Annotated in this window: 18 protein-coding genes; 15 read left to right on the top strand and 3 right to left on the bottom strand. The window is 55.2% G+C overall.

Features of this window, described 5'->3' with window-relative positions; genetic code table 11:
- Positions 1–3 precede the first annotated feature (3 nt).
- The 11 genes from yyaC to sdaAA all read left to right on the top strand — a co-directional run bounded on the left by yyaC (position 4) and on the right by sdaAA (position 11,560).
- Positions 4–588: a spore protease YyaC gene (yyaC, locus tag MUB23_RS05945; protein WP_244799418.1), complete on the top strand. Its 585-nt coding sequence runs from the start codon at positions 4–6 to the stop codon at positions 586–588.
- A gap of 97 nt (positions 589–685) precedes the next feature.
- The gene (locus tag MUB23_RS05940; RefSeq protein ID WP_244799417.1) at positions 686–2,098 is read left to right on the top strand and encodes a LysM peptidoglycan-binding domain-containing protein; all 1,413 of its coding nucleotides are present in this window, start codon (positions 686–688) and stop codon (positions 2,096–2,098) included.
- A 282-nt stretch (positions 2,099–2,380) separates the two neighbouring features.
- On the top strand, positions 2,381–3,616 hold the full coding sequence (locus tag MUB23_RS05935; RefSeq protein WP_244799416.1) for a DUF5711 family protein: 1,236 nt from the start codon (positions 2,381–2,383) through the stop codon (positions 3,614–3,616).
- Complete coding sequence (locus tag MUB23_RS05930; protein ID WP_244799415.1) at positions 3,613–5,103, top strand: sensor histidine kinase; 1,491 nt, start codon at positions 3,613–3,615, stop codon at positions 5,101–5,103. The genes MUB23_RS05935 and MUB23_RS05930 overlap by 4 nt, the downstream gene beginning before the upstream one ends.
- On the top strand, positions 5,100–5,789 hold the full coding sequence (locus MUB23_RS05925) for a response regulator transcription factor (protein ID WP_244799414.1): 690 nt from the start codon (positions 5,100–5,102) through the stop codon (positions 5,787–5,789). Before MUB23_RS05930 ends, MUB23_RS05925 begins: the two co-directional genes overlap by 4 nt.
- 319 nt (positions 5,790–6,108) lie before the next feature.
- Positions 6,109–7,548: a proline--tRNA ligase gene (gene proS / locus MUB23_RS05920; RefSeq protein WP_244799413.1), complete on the top strand. Its 1,440-nt coding sequence runs from the start codon at positions 6,109–6,111 to the stop codon at positions 7,546–7,548.
- A 52-nt stretch (positions 7,549–7,600) separates the two neighbouring features.
- Complete coding sequence (glyA, locus tag MUB23_RS05915; protein ID WP_244799412.1) at positions 7,601–8,851, top strand: serine hydroxymethyltransferase; 1,251 nt, start codon at positions 7,601–7,603, stop codon at positions 8,849–8,851.
- A gap of 1 nt (position 8,852) precedes the next feature.
- The gene (locus tag MUB23_RS05910) at positions 8,853–9,323 is read left to right on the top strand and encodes an NUDIX hydrolase (RefSeq protein WP_244799411.1); all 471 of its coding nucleotides are present in this window, start codon (positions 8,853–8,855) and stop codon (positions 9,321–9,323) included.
- 15 nt (positions 9,324–9,338) lie between these two features.
- Positions 9,339–9,950 carry a nitroreductase family protein gene (locus MUB23_RS05905; RefSeq protein WP_244799410.1) on the top strand — a complete coding sequence of 204 codons (612 nt, stop codon included), beginning with the start codon at positions 9,339–9,341 and terminating at the stop codon, positions 9,948–9,950.
- A gap of 69 nt (positions 9,951–10,019) precedes the next feature.
- The gene (sdaAB, locus tag MUB23_RS05900; protein WP_244799409.1) at positions 10,020–10,688 is read left to right on the top strand and encodes an L-serine ammonia-lyase, iron-sulfur-dependent subunit beta; all 669 of its coding nucleotides are present in this window, start codon (positions 10,020–10,022) and stop codon (positions 10,686–10,688) included.
- Positions 10,688–11,560: an L-serine ammonia-lyase, iron-sulfur-dependent, subunit alpha gene (gene sdaAA / locus MUB23_RS05895; RefSeq protein WP_244799408.1), complete on the top strand. Its 873-nt coding sequence runs from the start codon at positions 10,688–10,690 to the stop codon at positions 11,558–11,560. The genes sdaAB and sdaAA overlap by 1 nt, the downstream gene beginning before the upstream one ends.
- 23 nt (positions 11,561–11,583) lie before the next feature.
- On the opposite strand, the gene MUB23_RS05890 is transcribed toward sdaAA, so the two are convergent.
- Positions 11,584–12,480: a LysR family transcriptional regulator gene (locus MUB23_RS05890; RefSeq protein WP_244799407.1), complete on the bottom strand. Its 897-nt coding sequence runs from the start codon at positions 12,478–12,480 to the stop codon at positions 11,584–11,586.
- 353 nt (positions 12,481–12,833) lie between these two features.
- Between MUB23_RS05890 and MUB23_RS05885 the strand changes: the two genes are divergently transcribed.
- From MUB23_RS05885 to MUB23_RS05875, 3 genes are read left to right on the top strand one after another with little or no spacing between them, the layout of a single operon-like run.
- Positions 12,834–14,327 carry a UbiD family decarboxylase gene (locus MUB23_RS05885; protein WP_244799406.1) on the top strand — a complete coding sequence of 498 codons (1,494 nt, stop codon included), beginning with the start codon at positions 12,834–12,836 and terminating at the stop codon, positions 14,325–14,327.
- Positions 14,324–14,911 (top strand): UbiX family flavin prenyltransferase, encoded by a 588-nt coding sequence (locus tag MUB23_RS05880; RefSeq protein WP_244799405.1) that lies wholly within the window; start codon positions 14,324–14,326, stop codon positions 14,909–14,911. The genes MUB23_RS05885 and MUB23_RS05880 overlap by 4 nt, the downstream gene beginning before the upstream one ends.
- Complete coding sequence (locus tag MUB23_RS05875) at positions 14,893–15,243, top strand: prenylated flavin chaperone LpdD (RefSeq protein WP_244799404.1); 351 nt, start codon at positions 14,893–14,895, stop codon at positions 15,241–15,243. Before MUB23_RS05880 ends, MUB23_RS05875 begins: the two co-directional genes overlap by 19 nt.
- 88 nt (positions 15,244–15,331) lie before the next feature.
- Here the strand turns inward: MUB23_RS05875 and MUB23_RS05870 are convergent, their stop codons facing one another.
- Positions 15,332–16,600: an SLC13 family permease gene (locus MUB23_RS05870; protein WP_244799403.1), complete on the bottom strand. Its 1,269-nt coding sequence runs from the start codon at positions 16,598–16,600 to the stop codon at positions 15,332–15,334.
- 72 nt (positions 16,601–16,672) lie between these two features.
- Positions 16,673–18,394 (bottom strand): CocE/NonD family hydrolase, encoded by a 1,722-nt coding sequence (locus tag MUB23_RS05865; RefSeq protein ID WP_244799402.1) that lies wholly within the window; start codon positions 18,392–18,394, stop codon positions 16,673–16,675.
- 203 nt (positions 18,395–18,597) lie between these two features.
- Here MUB23_RS05865 and MUB23_RS05860 point away from each other — a divergent pair, with 203 nt between their 5' ends.
- Positions 18,598–19,515 carry a LysR family transcriptional regulator gene (locus MUB23_RS05860; protein WP_244799401.1) on the top strand — a complete coding sequence of 306 codons (918 nt, stop codon included), beginning with the start codon at positions 18,598–18,600 and terminating at the stop codon, positions 19,513–19,515.
- The last annotated feature ends 68 nt before the right edge of the window (positions 19,516–19,583 follow it).

The following is a 19,583-nucleotide window of genomic DNA, read 5'->3' as shown; positions in this document are numbered from 1 at the left end:
GTGATGATTGTGAAAGAAATGCAAAATGAAATTTGTTATTATGAGCCGGGGCCCTCTTTTTCGCCCCGCTCCTTCGCCGCCCATCTGGGCAGCCTGATTGAAGGCGTAAAACAGACCGAGGCCAAAAGGGAAGTACTGTTTCTGTGTATCGGCAGCGACCGGTCCACCGGCGACAGTCTGGGTCCTATTATCGGTTACAAGCTGGAGCACCAACTGGTGGGGGGATGCCGGATCGTCGGAACTCTCTCCCGGCCGGTTCATGCGGTAAATTTGGAGGAGACCGTCGAAGAAATCCAGCGAAGATATCCGGCCCATGTGGTGGTGGCGATTGACGCGTCGATCGGAAGGCAGGAACAAGTAGGCACGATTTCTCTCGGAAGAGGGGGAATCCGTCCCGGTCTTGGCGTGCGGAAGCGGCTGAACCGGGTCGGTGATATCTTTATTACCGGCGTGGTCGGAAACGGACAATGCCGGGAACCAATGATGCTGCAGAGCATCCGTCTGGGAACGGTGATGGAGTTGGCCGACGCGATTTGCTCAGGCATAAAATCTGTCGAAACATTTTTGGAAATTACGGACAGGAATTGATAAATTTCTCACTTTGCCTGTGCTACGATACCCCATAGGATTCTGCGGGCCGGATCCGGCCCGCAGGTTTCGGGAAATTTGATAATGGGGTGATGGTATGGCGGAAAATGAAAAGCTCCTGCCAAAGAATATGCGGCAGATGGGAGAAAAAGAGGATCGGATCAAGATTTACGTTGAAGACTATGTTTGCAGTTATTTCCAAAAACTGGAGCTGTCTGCGGAATCCTGGCGGGTCGGCGTGTTGTTTGGCAGACATCAGGTGCGGGAGGGCGTACCTTGCCTGTTCATTTCCGGCGCGCTGGAGACGCGGGCGGCTGATTTCGAAAATGGACGGCTGCGGTTTACAGAGAGCACCTGGAAGGATATCTTTCGGCGGAAAGAAGAATTTTTTCCGGATATGGGAGTATGCGGCTGGTTTGTCTATGAAAAATCCGGCGGCTTGGTGGACAAGCTGTCTTTGAAAAAAACTTATGAGGAGGCGTTTGCCCAGGGGGACAAGGTCCTTCTGCTCCACGATGACGATGATCAGGAAGCCTTTTACATGCTTTGGAAGGGCGGACTGGACCGGATGAAAGGGTATTACATATATTACGAGAGAAATGAGCCGATGCAGGCTTACATGGAGTCGGAACGGAAAATAGAACCGCCGCGGGAAGAGGGGCGGGAAGCTGTGGTTCAGCAGTTCCGCGCCCGGATGGAGGAGATGCGCAAATCCGGCGGAAATGAGAAGCGGGATCGGAGGGACAAGCGAAATTTTTTAGCATCACGCGGGGACGAGGCGGGAAAGCCGGGGCCTCGCCTTCTGAGCGGGAAAAAAGCAAGCTGGCTTTCACCGGGAAAAAACGAGGAACCGCAGCAGGAAGCACCGGCGAAACCAAGCGGGGAAGAGCCGAAGCCGAAGGACAAGCAGAGTTTTCTGTCGGAGAGCGGCTGGAAACAGGTTCGCCTGGCCGCGGCCTGCGTGGCAATTCTTTTGGTTGGCGTAACCTTTTTCAATTATCGAGAAAAGCTAAAGGGGCTGGAGACTTCGGTAAATGACCTGCTGTCCTTGGAGAATGGAACGGCAGCGGTGTCTGCGACCGTGCCGGAGACGGGAGAAAGCCTGGTGGCCGGGTCCGTGACCCCGTCCAATGCTTCGGGGGAGCCTTCTGCGTCGGCCTCCCAGAGCGAAGTGACGGTGACGGTTCCATCCAGCGAATCGGCGGCTGCGACGGAAGCGTCCACGACGGCCTCTCCCACGGAGCCGGAATCGACCGAGCCGGAGACCACGGAACCGGAGACGGAGCCTACGGAGGAGCCGACAGAGGAACCCACGGAGGAAGAGACTGAGCCGGAGACAAAGGCAGTATCGGCGGATTCCATCTATTTGGTGAAAGAAGGGGAGACTCTCAGCGAAATCTGCTGGAAGCTGTACGGGACCTTGGGGCCGATGAAGCGTTTTTGTGAGATCAATAACATCCAAAATCCGGATGAGATCTTAAGCGGGCAAAGACTGATTCTGCCGGAGTGAATAGGCAAGGGGAAAGCCGGTTTGGGACAGGGGGTCCCCTGGCTTTCCTTTTTCTGTTTCATGCCGCCCCGCCATATCGGGCCGTCCGCCTTCTGCCAGCACGCGTCCGAAGAAGGACTGTTTACAAAAACTTTATGCACTTTACTGGAAAATGTGGTATAATGTCGCCAGACATGGCTTAATGTCGCCAGACATGATACCATATGTAACAAAGTGAGGCCTGGTTCTTTTCCATCGGGGAGGAGCAGGTGAGAAAATCGCATAAGACAGGAATTTAGATAGATGAACCAAGATCAAAATTACTCCCGTGAGAAGAAAAAAATGCAGCTGCGCCGCCGGGTGGTCTCGGAACCGCCGGAGCCTTCCGAGGAGGAGCTGCAGTCCATGCACGAGGAGGTCCGGCGATACCGGCTGAGAAGGCTTTGCATTGCCGCGGCTGCGCTGGGGGCTGCCCTGCTGGTTTTTCTGCTATGGAATTTTATCAGCAGCCGGATCCACTATGAGACCGCCGAGATCGTGAGGGAAAAAGAGGCGGCCGGCGAGAGCGTGTCGGAATTCATGGATTTCGGCATGGGAATTTTGCAGTACGGAAAAGACGGCATGTCTTACCTGGACCGGTCGGGAAACCTGCTCTGGAATTATGGCTATTCCATGCGGAATCCATCGGTCGCTGTGAACGGAGAATACGGCGCGATTGCAGACTTGAAATCCCAGACCGCTTTTATATTTAACGAGGAAGGTGTCCAGGGGACGGTCCAGACAAACCTATCCATTTTAAATCTGACTGTCTCTGCCCATGGAGTCCTGGCGCTGGTATTAGACGATACGGATGCCAGCTACATTTATTTTTATGATAAAACCGGATTAAAACTGGATATCAAGGTAAAGACGGCGCTGGCCGGTGAGGGCTATCCGCTGGATCTGTCCCTGTCGCCGACCGGGACCGGGCTTGCGGTCTCCATCGTCTATATGGACCAGGGCAGCATGCAGAGCCGGATTGCTTTTTACAACTTTGACGTGGGAAAGACCGAAGCGGACCGCGTCGTGGGGTTCTTCAAATATGGGGAAATGCTGTTCCCGGAAATCCGCTATCTGAACGATCAGTTAGTCTGCGCGTTTGGAGACAGCAAAGCCTATCTGTTTTCCCTGGCCAATGAGGCCCAGCCGAAGCAGGTCGCGGAGATCCCCTGCGAGCAGGAAGTGCAGAGCGTCTTTACCTCGGACGACAGCATCGCCATTGTGGAGAAGGAGGACGGCGGCAAATACCGCCTGCATCTCTACAACACGTCCGGAAAAGAAAAAATGAATGCGGAAATCCCATTTTCCTACACACACGGGGAGTTTTCCGGAGATTATCTGATTTTTTATGACGAAACGGAATGTCTGGTTCTGGATCAGAGCGGGAAAGAAAAATTCCACGGAAACCTGGAGGGAACCACCAGAAAACTGTACTTCCTGAGCGGCAGCCGGTTTCTCCAGTTCAGCAACCAGGGTCTGAGGGAGATAAAATTAAAATGAAACTGAGGACAAAGCTGACCATTTCCTTTCTAACCATTGTCCTGGCGCCGATTCTTTTGATCGGGGCGTCCGTGATGGTGATGAACAATTTTCAGATCAAAGCCCTGCGGGAAATTTACGGGCTAAGCGACACGGAGGGCCTGATTTCCTCGAATTCGTTACAGCTTTTTAACGCGCTGACCCAGAGCATGCGGGACGAGGTGGAGCTGATCCTCCAGGAAGATGTTTCGGCGCTCCAGGATCCGGATTATCTGAAAAACCTGAATCAGCGGCTGGTGGAAAAGCATTCTTATCTGATCGTTCGAAAAGACGGACAGATCCTGTATTACGGCGACGCGGCGGCCGAAGCGCTTTTTCACCGCCTGCCTGGCTATGGGTATGGCTCGGACAGCATGAATCAGGAAGGCATTTATCTGGGCGGGGACGCCCAGTGCCTGATGAGCCAGCAGGATTTTCTGTTTCCGGACGGCAAAGAGGGAAGCCTTTTTATCGTGACCAATGTGGAACCGGCGCTGCCGGAGGTACGAAGCGTGATTATGGATGTGATCTATGTGATCATCCTGGTACTGATTTTGACAGCCATCCTCCTGACGGTCTGGCTGTACGGCTCGATCCTCCGTCCTCTCGGCACGCTGAAAAAAGCGACCAGGGAGATCAAAAACGGGAATCTGGATTTCTCCATCGACGTCAGCGGGAAAGACGAGATCAGCGAGCTTTGTATGGCTTTTGAGGAGATGCGTCTGCGCCTGAAAGAAAATTCCGAGGAGAAAATGCAGTATGACGCGGACAATAAGGTGCTGATCAGCAACATTTCCCATGACCTGAAAACTCCGATCACCGCAATCAAGGGTTATGTGGAAGGGATTTTGGACGGCGTGGCTTCCTCACCGGAAAAGTTGGATAAATATGTGAGGACGATCTATAATAAAGCCAATGACATGGATAAGCTGATCGATGAGCTGACCCTGTATACCAAGATCGACACCAACCGGATTCCGTACAATTTCTCCAAGATCAAGGTCGACGATTATTTCGGCGACTGCGCCGAGGAGCTGAAATTAGAGCTTTCGGCAAAGAATATTGAGCTGACCTACTATAATTATCTGACCGAGGATGTGACGATCATCGGGGATGCCGAGCAGTTAAAACGGGTGATCAACAACATCATCAGCAATTCCGTCAAGTATATGGACAAGAAAAAAGGGATCATCAATATGCGGATCCGGGATTCCGGCGATTTTGTCCAGGTGGAGATCGAGGACAACGGCCGGGGAATCTCAGTCCGGGATCTGCCCTACATCTTCGACCGGTTTTACCGGGCGGATGCTTCTAGGAACTCGTCCACCGGGGGCAGCGGGATCGGGCTCTCCATCGTGCGGAAAATCATTGAGGATCACGGCGGCCGGATCTGGGCCACCAGCAAAGAAAACACCGGGACGATCATGCACTTTGTCCTGAGAAAATACCAGGAGGTACCTGTGGAATGAGCAGAATTTTGATTGTGGAAGACGAAGAGAGCATCGCGGAGTTGGAGAAAGACTATCTGGAGCTCTCCGGTTTTGAGGTGGAGATCGAAAACAATGGGACGACCGGGCTGACCAGGGCGCTCAAGGAAGAATTTGATCTGTTTATTCTGGATCTAATGCTTCCAGGCATGGACGGATTTGAGATCTGCAAAAAGATTCGTCAGGAGAAGAATACACCGATCCTGATGGTCTCCGCGAAAAAGGACGACATTGACAAGATCCGCGGACTGGGCCTGGGCGCCGACGATTATATTACAAAGCCTTTCAGCCCCAGCGAGCTGGTGGCGCGGGTGAAGGCGCATCTGTCCCGCTATGACCGGCTGATTGGAAGCAGCGTCCAGAAAAATGAGATCATTGAAATCCGCGGCCTAAAGATTGACAAGACGGCCCGGAGAGTTTATGTAAACGGGGAGGAAAGACAGTTTACGACCAAGGAATTCGATCTTTTGACCTTCCTGGCGGAAAACCCAAACCGCGTGTATACCAAAGAGGAACTGTTCCGGAATATCTGGGATATGGAATCCATCGGAGACATCGCGACCGTGACCGTGCATATCAAGAAAATCCGGGAGAAGATTGAGTTCGATACCTCAAAGCCTCAGTACATTGAGACAATTTGGGGCGTGGGCTACCGGTTCAAAATCTAAATCAGAAAAGAGAAGAAGGATTTCCCGCGGAAAACCGCGGGAAATCTTGATTTTTATTGGGGATGCGCACTGTGCTATCTGCACTTGCATTAGGCCAGTCCTTCCCCATAGAAAAGTGCCGGGATTGGAGCACGGACCGGAAAATTTCCGGTACCGGGATCTCTCTTTGGTCAATCATTTCTGCCGCTGCCGGGCAGGTATCAAATTTGTTGCGGAATCCTAAGAAAACCTCGCTTTTTTCCCGGCAGGCGGTTGAATTTTAGCAGTTTTTATGCTATCATAGGAACACTTTAGCGCATTACATTAAAGGAGAAAATAGATGGCAAAGGAAAAGAAGTTTGTCGAGGCAATCACTCCGATGGCGGAGGACTTTGCCCAGTGGTACACCGATGTGGTGAAAAAGGCGGAGCTGGTGGAATATTCCAGCGTCAAAGGCTGTATGATTTTAAGGCCCAACGGCTATGCGATCTGGGAAAACATTATGCAGCAGCTGGACGCAAGATTTAAGGAAACAGGCGTGGAGAACGTGGCGATGCCGCTGTTCATCCCGGAGAGCCTTTTGCAGAAGGAAAAGGAACATGTGGAAGGATTTGCTCCGGAGGTTGCCTGGGTGACCCACGGCGGAAATGAAAAACTGCAGGAGCGGCTCTGCGTCCGTCCGACTTCGGAGACTTTGTTCTGCGATCTGTATAAAAATATTGTTCAGTCCCACCGGGATCTGCCGAAGCTCTATAATCAGTGGTGTTCGGTGGTCCGTTGGGAGAAGACCACCCGGCCGTTCCTCAGAACCACGGAGTTTTTGTGGCAGGAAGGCCACACCGCTCACGCCACCGCAGAGGAAGCGGAGGAGCGCACGGTTCTGATGCTGAAAATCTATGCGGATTTCTGCGAGAATGTTCTGGCGATTCCGGTCATCCGCGGAAGAAAGACGGATAAGGAAAAATTTGCCGGAGCCCACTCCACCTACACCATCGAGGCGCTGATGCACGACGGTAAGGCATTGCAGTCCGGCACCAGCCATAACTTCGGCGACGGTTTTGCCCGTGCCTTCGGGATTCAGTATTCCGATAAGGAGAACAAGCTGCAGTACGTGCATCAGACATCCTGGGGACTTTCGACCCGGATCATCGGCGCGATTATCATGGTGCACGGCGACGACAGCGGACTGGTTCTGCCTCCCCGGATTGCCCCGACGCAGATCATGGTGATGCCCATCGCCCAGCACAAGGAAGGCGTTCTGGAGAAGGCCATGGAAATCAAGGAACAGTTGATTCAGGCGGGCTTTCAGACAAAAGTGGATGATTCCGACAAGAGTCCGGGATGGAAGTTTTCCGAGCAGGAGATGCGGGGAATCCCGCTGCGCGTGGAGATCGGACCCAAGGACCTGGAAGCAGGACAGGCCGTATTGGTCCGCCGCGATACCAGAGAAAAGCGGGTGGTTCCTTTTGAGCAGCTGACCGCCGTGGCCGGTGCGATGCTGGAGCAGATGCAGAACGATATGCTTCACCGGGCCAAGACGCATCTGGAGAGCCATATTTATCAGGCGGACGACTATGAGACTTTCAAAGAAACTGTGGCAACGAAGCCTGGGTTTGTGAAAACCATGTGGTGCGGGGACGAGGCTTGCGAGCTGAAGATCAAAGAAGAGACCGGCGCCACCTCCCGGTGTATGCCGTTTGAGCAGGAGCATTTAAGCGATACCTGTATTTGCTGCGGCCGTCCGGCGAAAGCCATGGTATATTGGGGAAAAGCGTACTAAATTATTTTATTTCAAATATTTGGGAGACTACGGATAAGAAAGGGACAGACAAATGTATCAGGATATGATGGATACGATCGGGTTCGTGTCACAGGCCGACCCTGAAATCGGAAGCGCTATGGCAAAGGAGCTGGCGCGCCAGCAGCGGAATTTGGAGCTGATTGCTTCGGAGAATCTCGTTTCCCCGGCCGTCATGGCTGCGATGGGAAGTGTATTGACCAACAAATATGCCGAAGGCTATCCGGGAAAGCGGTATTATGGCGGCTGCGAAGAAGTGGACGTGGTGGAGAATGTGGCCATTGAGCGGGCGAAAAAGCTGTTTGGCGCGGAGTTTGCCAATGTACAGCCCCATTCCGGCGCCCAGGCCAATATGGCGGTCTATGCTGCTTTCTTAAAGCCCGGCGATACCGTGATGGGTATGAGCCTGGCTCACGGTGGCCATCTGTCCCACGGCGCGCCGGTGAACCTGAGCGGCCAGCTTTATCATTTTGTGCCTTACGGCGTGACCGACAGCGGCCTGCTGGACTATGACGCGGTGGAAGCAAAGGCGAAAGAGGTTCGCCCGAAAATGATTGTGGCCGGCGCATCTGCTTATCCCCGGATTATCGATTTTAAGCGCCTTGGCGAGATCGCAAAGGAAGTAGACGCGCTGCTGATGGTGGACATGGCCCACATCGCCGGTCTGGTGGCCGGCGGCGCGCATCCGTCTCCCGTGCCCTATGCGGATATTGTGACCACCACCACCCATAAGACCCTGCGCGGGCCCCGCGGAGGCATGATCCTGGCGAAGGCCGAGCACGGCCCTGCCATCAATAAGGCGATTTTCCCCGGCACCCAGGGCGGCCCTCTGATGCACGTGATCGCGGCAAAGGCGGTCTGCTTTGGCGAGGCTCTGAAACCGGAGTTTAAGGAGTACGCCTCCCAAATCGTGAAAAATGCAGGCGCCCTGGCGAACGGGCTCTTAAGCCGCGGCGTCAATCTGGTATCCGGCGGTACGGACAATCATCTGATGCTGGCGGACCTGCGTTCCCTTAACATCACGGGCAAGGAGCTGGAGAAGCGCCTGGATTCCGTCTACATCACCGCCAACAAGAACGCGATCCCCAATGACCCGGAGAAGCCTTTTGTGACCAGCGGCGTACGCCTGGGAACGGCGGCCGTGACCACCAGAGGCTTAAAGGAAGCGGACATGGATGTGATAGCGGAATGTATTCACCGGACCGCCGTGGACTTTGAAAACCAGGCCGGCGCCGTTCGGGCCATGGTGACTGAGATTTGCGGAAAGTATCCGCTGTATCGGTAAGATGCTGTTTACAACCCTTTGCTATATTGAAAAAGACGGCTGCTACCTGATGCTGCACCGGGTGAAGAAAGAACATGATCTGAATAAGGACAAGTGGATCGGGGTAGGCGGAAAGTTTGAGGAAAAGGAAAGCCCGGAGGACTGTCTGCTCCGGGAGGTCTGGGAAGAAACCGGCCTCACCCTGACGAGTTTCCGCCTGAGAGGGATCGTCACGTTTATCTCGGACCGCTGGGAGACCGAGCACATGTACTTGTTTACCGCGGACAAATATGAGGGAGAGATCGGCCCCTGCCCGGAAGGGACGCTGGAATGGGTTTCCAAAAAGGAGCTGGACCGGCTGAATCTCTGGGAGGGCGATCGGATTTTCTTCGATCTGCTGGAGAGAGACGCGCCGTTTTTTACCTTAAAGGTAGCCTATGAAGGAGACCGGCTGGCGGAGGCTGTGTTAAACGGCTCCGAGAAGCTGGTGTGAGCGAGGAGGAAGAGGATGCCGCTGACATCAAAGGAATTGTTGGAGGAAAGCCGCAAGAGGAGGACTTACCGTTCTTTTCTGGAAGAACCGGTGGACCTGGAGGTGATCAAGGACTGCATTTTGACCGCGGGCACAGCGCCCAGCGGAGCCGACAAGCAGCCCTGGCATTTTTGCGTGGTGACCGACCCGGAGATGAAGAAAAAGATCCGGGAACAGGCCGAGGAAGTGGAAAAGGATTTTTATCAAAATAAGATCAGCGACGAATGGCGCGCGGATCTGGCAAAATTGGAAGTGAATTGGGAAAAGCCCTTTTTAACCCAGGCGCCCTGCCTGATCGTAATCTTTAAGGAGTTCTACCGGACCTTGCCGGACGGAACCCAGGATAAGAACTATTATGTGCCGGAATCCGCCGGCATCTCCATTGGATTTCTGATCAATGCGATCCGGAATGCGGGTTATGCCAGCCTGACCTATACGCCGGCTCCGCCTGCTTTCCTGCGCACGCTTTTGGGCCGCCCAGAGGGGGAAACTCCGGTCATGGTCCTCTGCGTCGGGAAGCCCGACCCGAATTATGAGCTCCCTAAGCTTCGGAAAAAGACTTTGGAGGAGATCGCCACCTTTATCTGATACTTCATTTTGCCTCTCAAGTCGATGAAAAACCTGAGAGGCATTTTTGTGAAAGGAAGGAAAATTCCTATGGGAGTGTTTGACATTATCGGCCCGATCATGGTGGGCCCGTCCAGTTCCCACACAGCCGGGGCCGTGCGCATCGGCTATATCGCAGGGCTTCTTCTGGGAGAACCGGTGAAAGAGGCCAGAATCGATCTCTACGGCTCCTTTCTCGCCACCGGCAAGGGGCACGGCACCGACCGGGCGCTGGTGGCCGGCCTGCTTCATATGAAGCCGGATGACAGCCGGATTCCATATAGCTTTCGGATCGCGGAGGAAGCCGGAGTCAAAATCACCTTTGGACAGGCTGACCTGAGGGACGTCAATCCCAATACGGCCCGGATTCGGATGATTGGAGTGAGCGGGCAGACGATGGAAGTGACCGGTTCTTCCCTTGGCGGCGGCAGGATCCGCATCTGTCAGGTGGACGGCATTGAGGCCCATTTCAGCGGCGAGAGCCCTACGCTGGTCATCCGGAACCAGGATATTCCGGGATCCGTGACCGAGGTCACTTCTCTGCTCAAGGAAAAAGAGGTTAATATTGCAACCATGCAGTTGTACCGGGACAGCCCCGGCGGCGACGCGGTGATGGTGCTGGAGTGCGACCAGGAAGTGCCGGAAGAGATACGGGAACAGCTGAGGCGGCTGCCGGAGGTGCAGAAGGTGACCTATCTGAGTCTGAAGGAGGGCGCGTGATGGGATTTACGTCGTTGGCGGATATTGCAGAGAGAGCAAGAGAGAAGGAGTTTTCCTTCTGGCGTGTGGTCTTGGAGGACGATTGTATGTTTTCCCAGGTGGAGCCGGAGGAATCCTGGAAAAAGATGCAGGAGATGTATGAGGCCATGAGGGAGGCGGACCAGGGGTATGACGGCAGCCTGAAATCCGCCAGCGGCCTGGTCGGAGGAGACGGAAGCCGGATGGAGGCTTACGTGGAAGCGGGAAAGGGGCTCTGCGGGCCGTTCTTCGGCCGTGTGATTGCAAAGGCGCTGAAGATGGGCGAGAGCAACGCCTGCATGAAACGGATCGTGGCCGCGCCGACGGCCGGGTCCTGCGGTGTGCTGCCGGCGGTCCTTTTGACCTATGAGGAGGAATGCCGCCCCGGCGAGAACGCGATTCTAAAAGCCATGTATGTGGCGGCCGGGATCGGAGGCGTGATCGCAGTGCGTTCCAGCATCTCCGGAGCAAAAGGCGGCTGCCAGGCGGAAATCGGCGCGTCCAGCGCCATGGCGGCCGGGGCCTTGACCTATCTGGGGGGAGGGGATACCGAGGCGATCCTTCACAGCGCGGCCATGGCCTTGAAAAATCTGATGGGTCTGGTCTGCGACCCGGTGGCGGGCCTGGTGGAGATCCCCTGCGTCAAGCGCAATGTGATCGGCGCGGTGAACGCCCTCAGCGCTTCCGATATGGCGCTGGCCGGGATCCGCAGTGTGATTCCGCCCGACGAGGTCATCGACGCGATGCGGAATGTGGGCGACGTGATGAGCGTGGACCTGCGGGAGACCGGAAGAGGCGGTTTGGCCGGAACGCCGACGGGCCAGGCGATTTTTGAGCAACTGCAGAAACGATAGGAAAAAATGAGAATGATTTCCGCCTAAGCGTCAAAATCGGATCCGATGGATTCTTGAAAATGGTTCCAAAATTCTTTGGCCGCCGGAGAGTGGCGGGCGCGGCGCAGGCGGATCAGCGCGATTTCGCTGGTGATTTTTTCTTTCAGTGGCAGGATGGCGATGGGCCCGGTCCGGTTGTATTCCGCGGCGCGCCGCATCATCAAGGAGATTCCCATCCCCCCTTCCACCAGCTCCAGGATATTCTCGATCCGGGTGCCGGTGTAGGCCACGTCCGGCTCGAATCCGGCCAGGCGGCAGCTCTCCTCAAAGGTGTCGTAGAGATTGGAGGAGGGACCTAACTGCAAAAAGGATTCGCCCTTTAACTCGTTCAGGTTCAGGGGAGAGCGGCCTGCCAGAGGATGAGAGCAGGGGAGGACCGCGGCCAGCTCATCCCGGCAGAATGGAAGCGCCTCGAACTCTTCGTTGTCCAGGTAGTCGCTGCGGGCAAAAGCCAAGTCGGCTGTCCTCTTGATCAGTTCTTCCGGTATATTGACGCCCTCGGCTTCCCGGATATCCATCCGAAACCGGGGGTGTCCGGCGTGGAAGCTGCTGAGGATTTCCGTGATCTGGTAGTGGGCCATCACCGGGATGGAGCAAATCCGGACCACCGGCCGGCTGGAAGGCGAGAAGGCGGCGGCATCCTGGCGGAGAGCCGCATATTCATTTAAAATCGTTCTGGCGCGGATGATGACGGCTTTTCCCGCCTCTGTCAGAGTGACGGTCCGGCCGGAGCGGTCCGCCAAAAGAACTCCCAGTTCCTTCTCCAATGCCAGGATCTGTTTGGACACATTTCCCTGGGTTGTAAAAAGCCGGTCGGCGGCTTCGGAAAAGGTGCGTGATTCCGATAAAACCACCAGATAACGGAGCCGTTCGATGTTCATGCTGTTCCCTCCTCCTGTTGTTTCTTGATTTCTGCGTCCTGTTTCTCTATTGCCTTGCCCCATTTTACGCAGCTTGTTTTATGCTTGTCATGTATTGCTTATAGACTCATCTCTTTCGTTTGCCGCAGGAGCATTCCCTTTTCCTACTTTAGCATATCCGGCCGTCCCTTGTAAAGTGTAAATTGTCCGACTATTCCATGATGGAATACCATGGAGGGGAAGTTGAATTGCTTTTGCCGGCGTTCTCTTCTATAATCATAAACAAAGAGAGTAAAAGTGAAACCAAACAGGAACTTCACGAAAGAAGGAGTCCGGAGGGAAGGATCCTGGTTTCTCATTGAAGGAGGCAGAACATGAACAATCGAACGGATATCACGGACCTGCGGTCGGCCTTAGCCCTTTTAGCCGAGACGCCGGGCGAGCTGGTGGAGACGGATGTGCCGGTGGAACCCATGGCGGAGCTGGCCGGTGTGTACCGCTATGTGGGGGCAGGCGGCACGGTGCAGCGTCCGACCAAGGTAAACGGTCCGGCTATGATTTTTAACAACGTGAACGGCCATCCGGACGATCGGGTCCTGATCGGCCTTTTGTCCAGCAGAGCACGGGTCGGCAGGATGCTTGGCTGCGAGCCGGACCGGCTGGGCCATTTGCTTGGAGAATGCGCCGGACGTCCCCTGGAACCCGTGGTAAAAGAGGGACCGGCTCCCTGTCAGGAAGTGGTTCACCGGGCGGAGGAGGAAGACTTCGATTTGTTCCGTCTGATTCCGGCCCCGACCAATACGCCGGACGACGCAGGCCCCTATATAACGTTTGGCATGTGCTACGCCAGCCATCCCGACACCGGGCGCGGGGATGTGACGATTCACCGTCTCTGCATCCAGGGCAAGGACGAGCTTTCGATTTTCTTTACGCCGGGAGCCCGGCATATCGGAGCCATGGCGGAGCGGGCCGAGGAGCTGGGGCAGCGACTGCCGATCTCCATCAGCATCGGCGTGGATCCGGCCATCGAAGTGACTTCGTGTTTTGAACCGCCGACAACCCCTCTCGGCTTTAACGAGCTTTCCATTGCCGGAGCGCTTCGGGAAAAACCGGTGGAACTTTGTCCGTGTCTGACAATCCCGGAGAAAGCCATCGCCAATGCCGAGTATGTCATCGAGGGAGAGGTGATCCCCGGCGTCCGCCTGCAGGAGGATCAAAACAGCGGCAGCGGCTACGCCATGCCGGAATTCCCTGGCTATACCGGCCCGGCCAGCAGCCAGTGCTGGAAGATCAAGGTGAAAGCAGTGACCCACCGGAATCAGCCGATCATGCAGACCTGTATCGGTCCCAGCATGGAGCACGTGAATATGGCGGGCATCTGCACGGAGGCCAGCATCCTCCAGATGGCGGAGAAGGCCATGCCGGGACGGGTACAGAACGTCTACGCCCATGCAGCCGGAGGCGGAAAATACATGGCGGTGCTTCAGATAAAGAAATCCATGCCCAGCGACGAGGGGCGTCAGAGACAGGCCGCGATTCTGGCTTTCAGCTCTTTCCCGGAGCTGAAAAACGTGATTCTCGTGGATGAGGATGTGGATATTTTTGACTCCGACGACGTTCTGTGGGCGATGAATACGCGGTATCAGGGCAACCTGGATACGATTTTTATCCCCGGCGTCCGCTGCCATCCGTTGGATCCCAGCTCGAACCCGGCTTACCATGCCTCGATTCCGGACGTTGGGATTGCCTGCAAGACGATCTTTGACTGTACGGTGCCGTATCCGCAGAAAGAGCGCTTCCGCCGGGCGCGGTTCATGGAGTGCGATCCCAGCCGTTTTGTGCCGGAGCTGTTCGGGAAAAAGAAATGAAGAAGAAGCGTTTGATCGTGGGGGTCAGCGGCGCCACCGGCATTCCGCTGACCGAGGCGCTGCTGCGGCGTCTGGCGGAGATGTCGGAAGTGGAAACGCATCTGATTCTGACCGAGGCGGCCGGACATGTGGTGAGGCAGGAGGGCAAATGTTCTCTAAAGGAGTTATGTTCCCTGGCGGATGTGGTGTATGAGAACCGGAACCTGGGAGCAGGACCGGCCAGCGGAACCTTTCCGGCCGCCGGGATGGTGGTTGTGCCGTGCAGTATGAAGACTGTAGCGGGAATCGCCTGCGGCTACAGCGACAATCTGCTGCTGCGGGCTGCCGATGTGATGTTAAAGGAGAGGCGGAAACTGATCCTGGTGGCGCGGGAGTGTCCTCTGGGAACGGTTCATCTGAAAAATCTCCTGGAGGTCAGCCAGCTGGGAGCGGTGGTTCTGCCGCCGATGCTCAGCTACTATCAGCACCCGGAGACGGTGGAGGACTGTACCAATCACGTGGTGGGGAAGATCCTTCGCCAGCTGGACATCGACACCGGGGATCTCTATGAATGGGAAGGGATAAAATGGAGCGAATCGAGCTAAGCCGGATGGTAGGAGGAAGCCGGATCTTAGTGGAGGCGGTCCGGCTGGATCACGGCCTCCATGTTCTGGTGACCGGAGGATCGCGCACCCATGTGGGGGCGGTCACCGGGGCCGGGTATCCGGAGGAAAAAACAATTTCCTTCGGCACCCATAAGGAAGCCGCTGTGACCGGGCGTTGGGCGAAGTCATTGGCGGATGCCATTGGAGAACCCTGCACGGTCGCTGCCGGAATCCATTACGACGGGGCGGACCGGGCCTTGATTCAGGAGGTCTTAGCCGCCTGCGACGGGCTGCTAAACGAGTTGGCGGAACGGCTGACATCCGGAGAATAGAAGAAAAAAGCCCCGCCGCCTGACAAAAGAAGATTCTGTCAGGCGGCGGGGCTTTGTGTGTTGCAGGAAGATTTTCCGCTGTTGATTCTTAACTGGGGAAGATCCACATTGCGCAGAGGATGGTGCTGACCTCAGCGATCAAGAAAAACGGAAGTGTGAATTTCAGCGTGTTTTTCAGGGTGTAATGCCCGGCGGCAAAGGCCATGGCCACATTGGTGGCGCCGTAGGGGAGGATGGTGAAATAGCTGGCCATGGCGGCGCCCATGACAGCGGCCCTCGGATCAAAGCCTCCGGCCACGGAAGCCGCGGCGGCCAGGGGAACTAAGACATTATAGGTGGCGGTGTTGTTCATGAAGTTGGTCATGATTCCGCTGCCCAGGGTGAATACCACGACGATGGCAAGCCGGGAAGGATTGCTGCCGAGGAGGCTGTTGATGGCATTTCCCAGAAGTTCGCCGGCGCCGCTGGAAGTCAGGGCGTCCGACAGGACAAAGATTCCGGCCAGCATAAATACCATATCGGTGCTCAAGTTTTGCAGCACTTCCTTCATGGTCAGGGTTTTGGTGATCTGCAGCACGATTACTCCGAGGACAGGCATCAGATACATCACGTCGCCGAGCGTACGGCCGAAGAAGAAAGAACCCATCACACAGATAAAGACAAGATAGGTGACGATCTCCTGGCTGCGGGGAATCGCTTGGTACTCCTTGACGCTTCCGATCTTGGAGGCGTCGATCTCATTTTTCGGAAGCAGTTTATAGCCGAGAATAAAGTAGACCGACAGCAGGATCAGAGGAACAATGCTGACTTTAAAGACATCGGTCAGACCAAAGGTAAACTGTTCCCCATAAGCCTCCAAAAAAGCGTTCAGACGGGAAGAGGCCGTGGCTCCCATGGCCACGGGGACTTTGGAGGTCCAAAGGCTTGCCAGAAGCGCGGTGGGGAGCAGGACGCGGGAAGCGCAGAGCTCATTGTCTGCGCTGAGGATTCCCAGCAGCATGATCATCAGCGCCACGGTGGTGGTGGCGACCATCATCTGGGCGAAGAATGCGATCAGCGCGCAGAAAATCAAGAGAATGGCCAGCGCGGATTTCCCGCCCTGCATTCCCAGGATTTTCACCTGGACGGAATGCAGAAAACTGGTCTTTCCAAAAGCGTAGCTGATCACAAAAATGCACGCGATCATGATCAGCGTTTTATTGCAGAAACCGGCAAAAGCATCCTGAATCGGCAGGACGCCGGTCAGAGCTAACAGGGCGCAGCAGATCATCGTGGTCAGGCCGTAGGACCACTTGTTGAGAATAAAACCAAGGATCATGACAGCCAGAATGATAAGTACGATATAGGATTGTTCCATCTCTCTTCCTCCTCATGGTAAGAACTGCCGGGCGGGCCCGGCGGGTGATTCGGCCGCGTGGAATCGCGGCGGCTACTGCGCTTTTTCCGGTATCACGGGCAAGATCAGCCGGGATAGGGCTTTTTGCGAGTGGTGGACCTGATTGGTGGCGGCGGCAAGCTCTTTGTCCGTGCCGGGACGGTTTCCGGTGTTGTGGTTGCGGTCGTACATCGGGAAACAACTGCTGGTAACTTCCAGCCGGATCCGGTGGCCCTTCTTAAAATAGATGCTGGTATTTCCCATGTCCACCGTAAGGGTTCGGATCTCACCCGGCGTGAGAAGCTTTGCCTGATAGGTGTTGTTGTATCGGGCCCGGACGATCCCTTCCGTAATGTTTAATGCTTTTCCGCTGGGCCAGACATCCAGCAGGCGGCAGAAAAAGTCGGTGTCCTTTGCGGAAGACGAGACGGCAAGCTCTGCCTGGACCTTGCCGGTTACCTCGATTCCCTGCTCCAGAACAGGCGTCGTGTAGACCAGCACGTCCTGACGTTCCTCCACGGGGCGGAAATCCTGGATCGGTCCGGCACAGCCGCCGGGAGACCGGGAAGGCGCCGGGTTTTCCGGGTCATAGAGGAAGGTGTCCGCCGGTTCGTTCTCCGGCGGCGGATTTTGCGAGAGAACCCCATCCCCGTGGAGCGTGTTGGCAGAGCCCTGGCTTCTCAAGTAAAAATCCGTGTAGACCGTGCGGGCCAGCGGCCATTCGTATTCGTCCCTCCACTGATTCTTCCCCATGACATAAAGACGGATCGGAGGTTCCTGGTCCATGCCGTTCTCCTCCCCTTTCAGCCAATAGTCGAAAAACCGGATGATGTGGCCCTGAATGCCAAGGGCTTCCCCGTCGGCTCCGGGAAAACTCAGTTCTCCCTGCTGATTGCTGAAGATACAGGAATGATTCCAGGGGCCGATCACCAGCCGGGTTCCCTGGCGCACCTGTTCATTGGGATTTTCCTTGGTCAGTGTCTCAAAATTTTCAATGGGACCGTTTTTGGAGGAGGTGTCGTAAAGGCCGCAGTACATCAGGGCAGGGGTCAGGACGTGGGAAAGGTCGATGGGGCGGCCTTCCTTTTTCGGGATTTCCGGGTCGTCAAAGCCTGCGACTTTGATGCGGTACTCCTCCATGTAGGGAAACCAGGGGTAAAGCTGCATGGCGGGCATGTCGATTTCCGGCACGTGCAGGAACTGCTCCGGCATATTTTGGGTGTACTGATCCAGCATGCGACGGGCTTCCGCCTGCTTTTCAGGGTCCAAAATCCGTTTCAGATAGCGCTCCGCCTGCTGCAAAAGCCAGTCTGCGTGGAGGGCATTGGGAAGGAAGCCTCCGGAATATTTGGGCTTGCAGCTCTGCATGAACGGGCAGATGCACTTTAAATGGGGCGGCAGTTTTGCCGCGGCAGCCAGCTGGGTATAGGCATAGTAGGAGTGGCCGAAGGCGCCGACCGTTCCGTCGCACCAGGGCTGGGCGGCGGCCCATTCAATGGTATCGTAGCCATCGTCTCCCTGGTCAAAAAGGAAGTTAAAAGCACCGTCCGAGGTGCCGGTCCCGCGGACATCCTGATAGACCACGCAGTATCCGGCCTTGGCAAAGCCAATGGGACTTAACTGCCCCCATCTACGGTCCAGGGTTTCTTTTTCATAGGGCGAACGGAGTACCAGAGCAGGGTGCTTTTCGTCATCCTGCGGCCGGTAGATGTCCGCCCTCAGCAAGACTCCGTCCCGCATGGGAATTTCCACATCTTTTTCAATCAATAGATTCATTCTCGATCCTCCTGGTTCTTTTGTATTCACTATATCTTTTCGGGACAGGAAACGGAAATACGAATTTGGTTATTAGATATAGGGGAGGGGGAAGAAAGCCGCTTATTTCAGCCATTGTAATGGGAAAGCAGAAACGGTATAATGAGAAATACAAATGAGATCAGCCGGAAAATGGTTGGGAAACACCGTACAAAGGAGATGGCATGAATTTATTACAGCTGAAATATTTTCAAGAAGTGGCAAGATACCAGAATATCACCAAGACCGCGGAGATCCTGCATGTCTCCCAGCCGTCCTTAAGCACTTCCATCAAACATCTGGAAGAGGAATTAGGCATCGAGCTCTTTGACCGGAAAGGAAAGAGCATTGTCTTAAATGAGGACGGACAGAATTTCCTGCGGGATATCAATTCTGTTTTTGAACTGCTGAACCGGAATCAGATGAAACGGAACCTGATTGCCTCTGGAAAGTCCAACGCTGTCTTTATCGGAGGGTCAAAAAGCGAATTAAAGCTGTATCCTTTTATCGCCCGTTTCCTTGCCCGGCATCCGGATGTGCTGATCTCCGTCAAAAACTGCGTCAGTCTGGCTTCCCTTGACCCGGATATCCTGGACTTCTTTATCTGCGCGGAGCCGCCGGGATCGGAATCCGGGGAGATGCTGATCCTGGATCGGGACAGGCACTGCATCTTGATGTCGAAGAGCCATCCGCTGGCGGAAAAAGATCCCGTTACATTAGACATGATCCGGAACGAGCAGTTCGTCTTTGTGACGCCGAATTCCAATAAAATGCCGCCCGGATATCAGCTCTGTGAGAGCGAAGGCTTTACCCCGAAAGTGGCCTGCATCACCGATGAGCGGACCGTGATGCTTTCCATCCTGAAAGAAGGAAATCTCGTCTCGGTGGTCCCGGAGTGCGACGCCGAGGCATTTACCCGGATCGGCGAGTATGTGGCGTTTCCGGTCCCCTCGGACCGGGAGAGGAACATCGTTCTGTCTGTCCCGGCCAACAAAACGCTGTCGAAGATTGCCAGGACGTTTCTGTTGGAGCTCTGGGAACTCCCGGAAATACAGGGGCTGAACCCTGGATTTGATATCCGGAGCCCGCTGAAAAAAGAGTGAGAGGAGCATTTTCGCCCCTCTCAAAACCAGCTTTCAGGAGATCCTCTCCTCAGATAAGGCGGCAGGCG

The sequence above is a fragment of the Cuneatibacter sp. NSJ-177 genome, from assembly GCF_022867805.1.
Lineage (GTDB): Bacteria > Bacillota > Clostridia > Lachnospirales > Lachnospiraceae > Pseudolachnospira.
Note: the sequence above shows the minus strand (reverse complement) of the source record. Positions and strands in the feature narration are given on the sequence as shown.

Bases quoted from the DNA above. Each gene is read 5' to 3' on its own strand.
- yyaC (WP_244799418.1), top strand. From the start codon at position 4: ATGATTGTGAAAGAAATGCAAAATGAAATTTGTTATTATGAGCCGGGG.
- MUB23_RS05940 (WP_244799417.1), top strand. From the start codon at position 686: ATGGCGGAAAATGAAAAGCTCCTGCCAAAGAATATGCGGCAGATGGGA.
- MUB23_RS05935 (WP_244799416.1), top strand. From the start codon at position 2,381: ATGAACCAAGATCAAAATTACTCCCGTGAGAAGAAAAAAATGCAGCTG.
- MUB23_RS05930 (WP_244799415.1), top strand. From the start codon at position 3,613: ATGAAACTGAGGACAAAGCTGACCATTTCCTTTCTAACCATTGTCCTG.
- MUB23_RS05925 (WP_244799414.1), top strand. From the start codon at position 5,100: ATGAGCAGAATTTTGATTGTGGAAGACGAAGAGAGCATCGCGGAGTTG.
- proS (WP_244799413.1), top strand. From the start codon at position 6,109: ATGGCAAAGGAAAAGAAGTTTGTCGAGGCAATCACTCCGATGGCGGAG.
- glyA (WP_244799412.1), top strand. From the start codon at position 7,601: ATGTATCAGGATATGATGGATACGATCGGGTTCGTGTCACAGGCCGAC.
- MUB23_RS05910 (WP_244799411.1), top strand. From the start codon at position 8,853: ATGCTGTTTACAACCCTTTGCTATATTGAAAAAGACGGCTGCTACCTG.
- MUB23_RS05905 (WP_244799410.1), top strand. From the start codon at position 9,339: ATGCCGCTGACATCAAAGGAATTGTTGGAGGAAAGCCGCAAGAGGAGG.
- sdaAB (WP_244799409.1), top strand. From the start codon at position 10,020: ATGGGAGTGTTTGACATTATCGGCCCGATCATGGTGGGCCCGTCCAGT.
- sdaAA (WP_244799408.1), top strand. From the start codon at position 10,688: ATGGGATTTACGTCGTTGGCGGATATTGCAGAGAGAGCAAGAGAGAAG.
- MUB23_RS05890 (WP_244799407.1), bottom strand. From the start codon at position 12,480: ATGAACATCGAACGGCTCCGTTATCTGGTGGTTTTATCGGAATCACGC.
- MUB23_RS05885 (WP_244799406.1), top strand. From the start codon at position 12,834: ATGAACAATCGAACGGATATCACGGACCTGCGGTCGGCCTTAGCCCTT.
- MUB23_RS05880 (WP_244799405.1), top strand. From the start codon at position 14,324: ATGAAGAAGAAGCGTTTGATCGTGGGGGTCAGCGGCGCCACCGGCATT.
- MUB23_RS05875 (WP_244799404.1), top strand. From the start codon at position 14,893: ATGGAGCGAATCGAGCTAAGCCGGATGGTAGGAGGAAGCCGGATCTTA.
- MUB23_RS05870 (WP_244799403.1), bottom strand. From the start codon at position 16,600: ATGGAACAATCCTATATCGTACTTATCATTCTGGCTGTCATGATCCTT.
- MUB23_RS05865 (WP_244799402.1), bottom strand. From the start codon at position 18,394: ATGAATCTATTGATTGAAAAAGATGTGGAAATTCCCATGCGGGACGGA.
- MUB23_RS05860 (WP_244799401.1), top strand. From the start codon at position 18,598: ATGAATTTATTACAGCTGAAATATTTTCAAGAAGTGGCAAGATACCAG.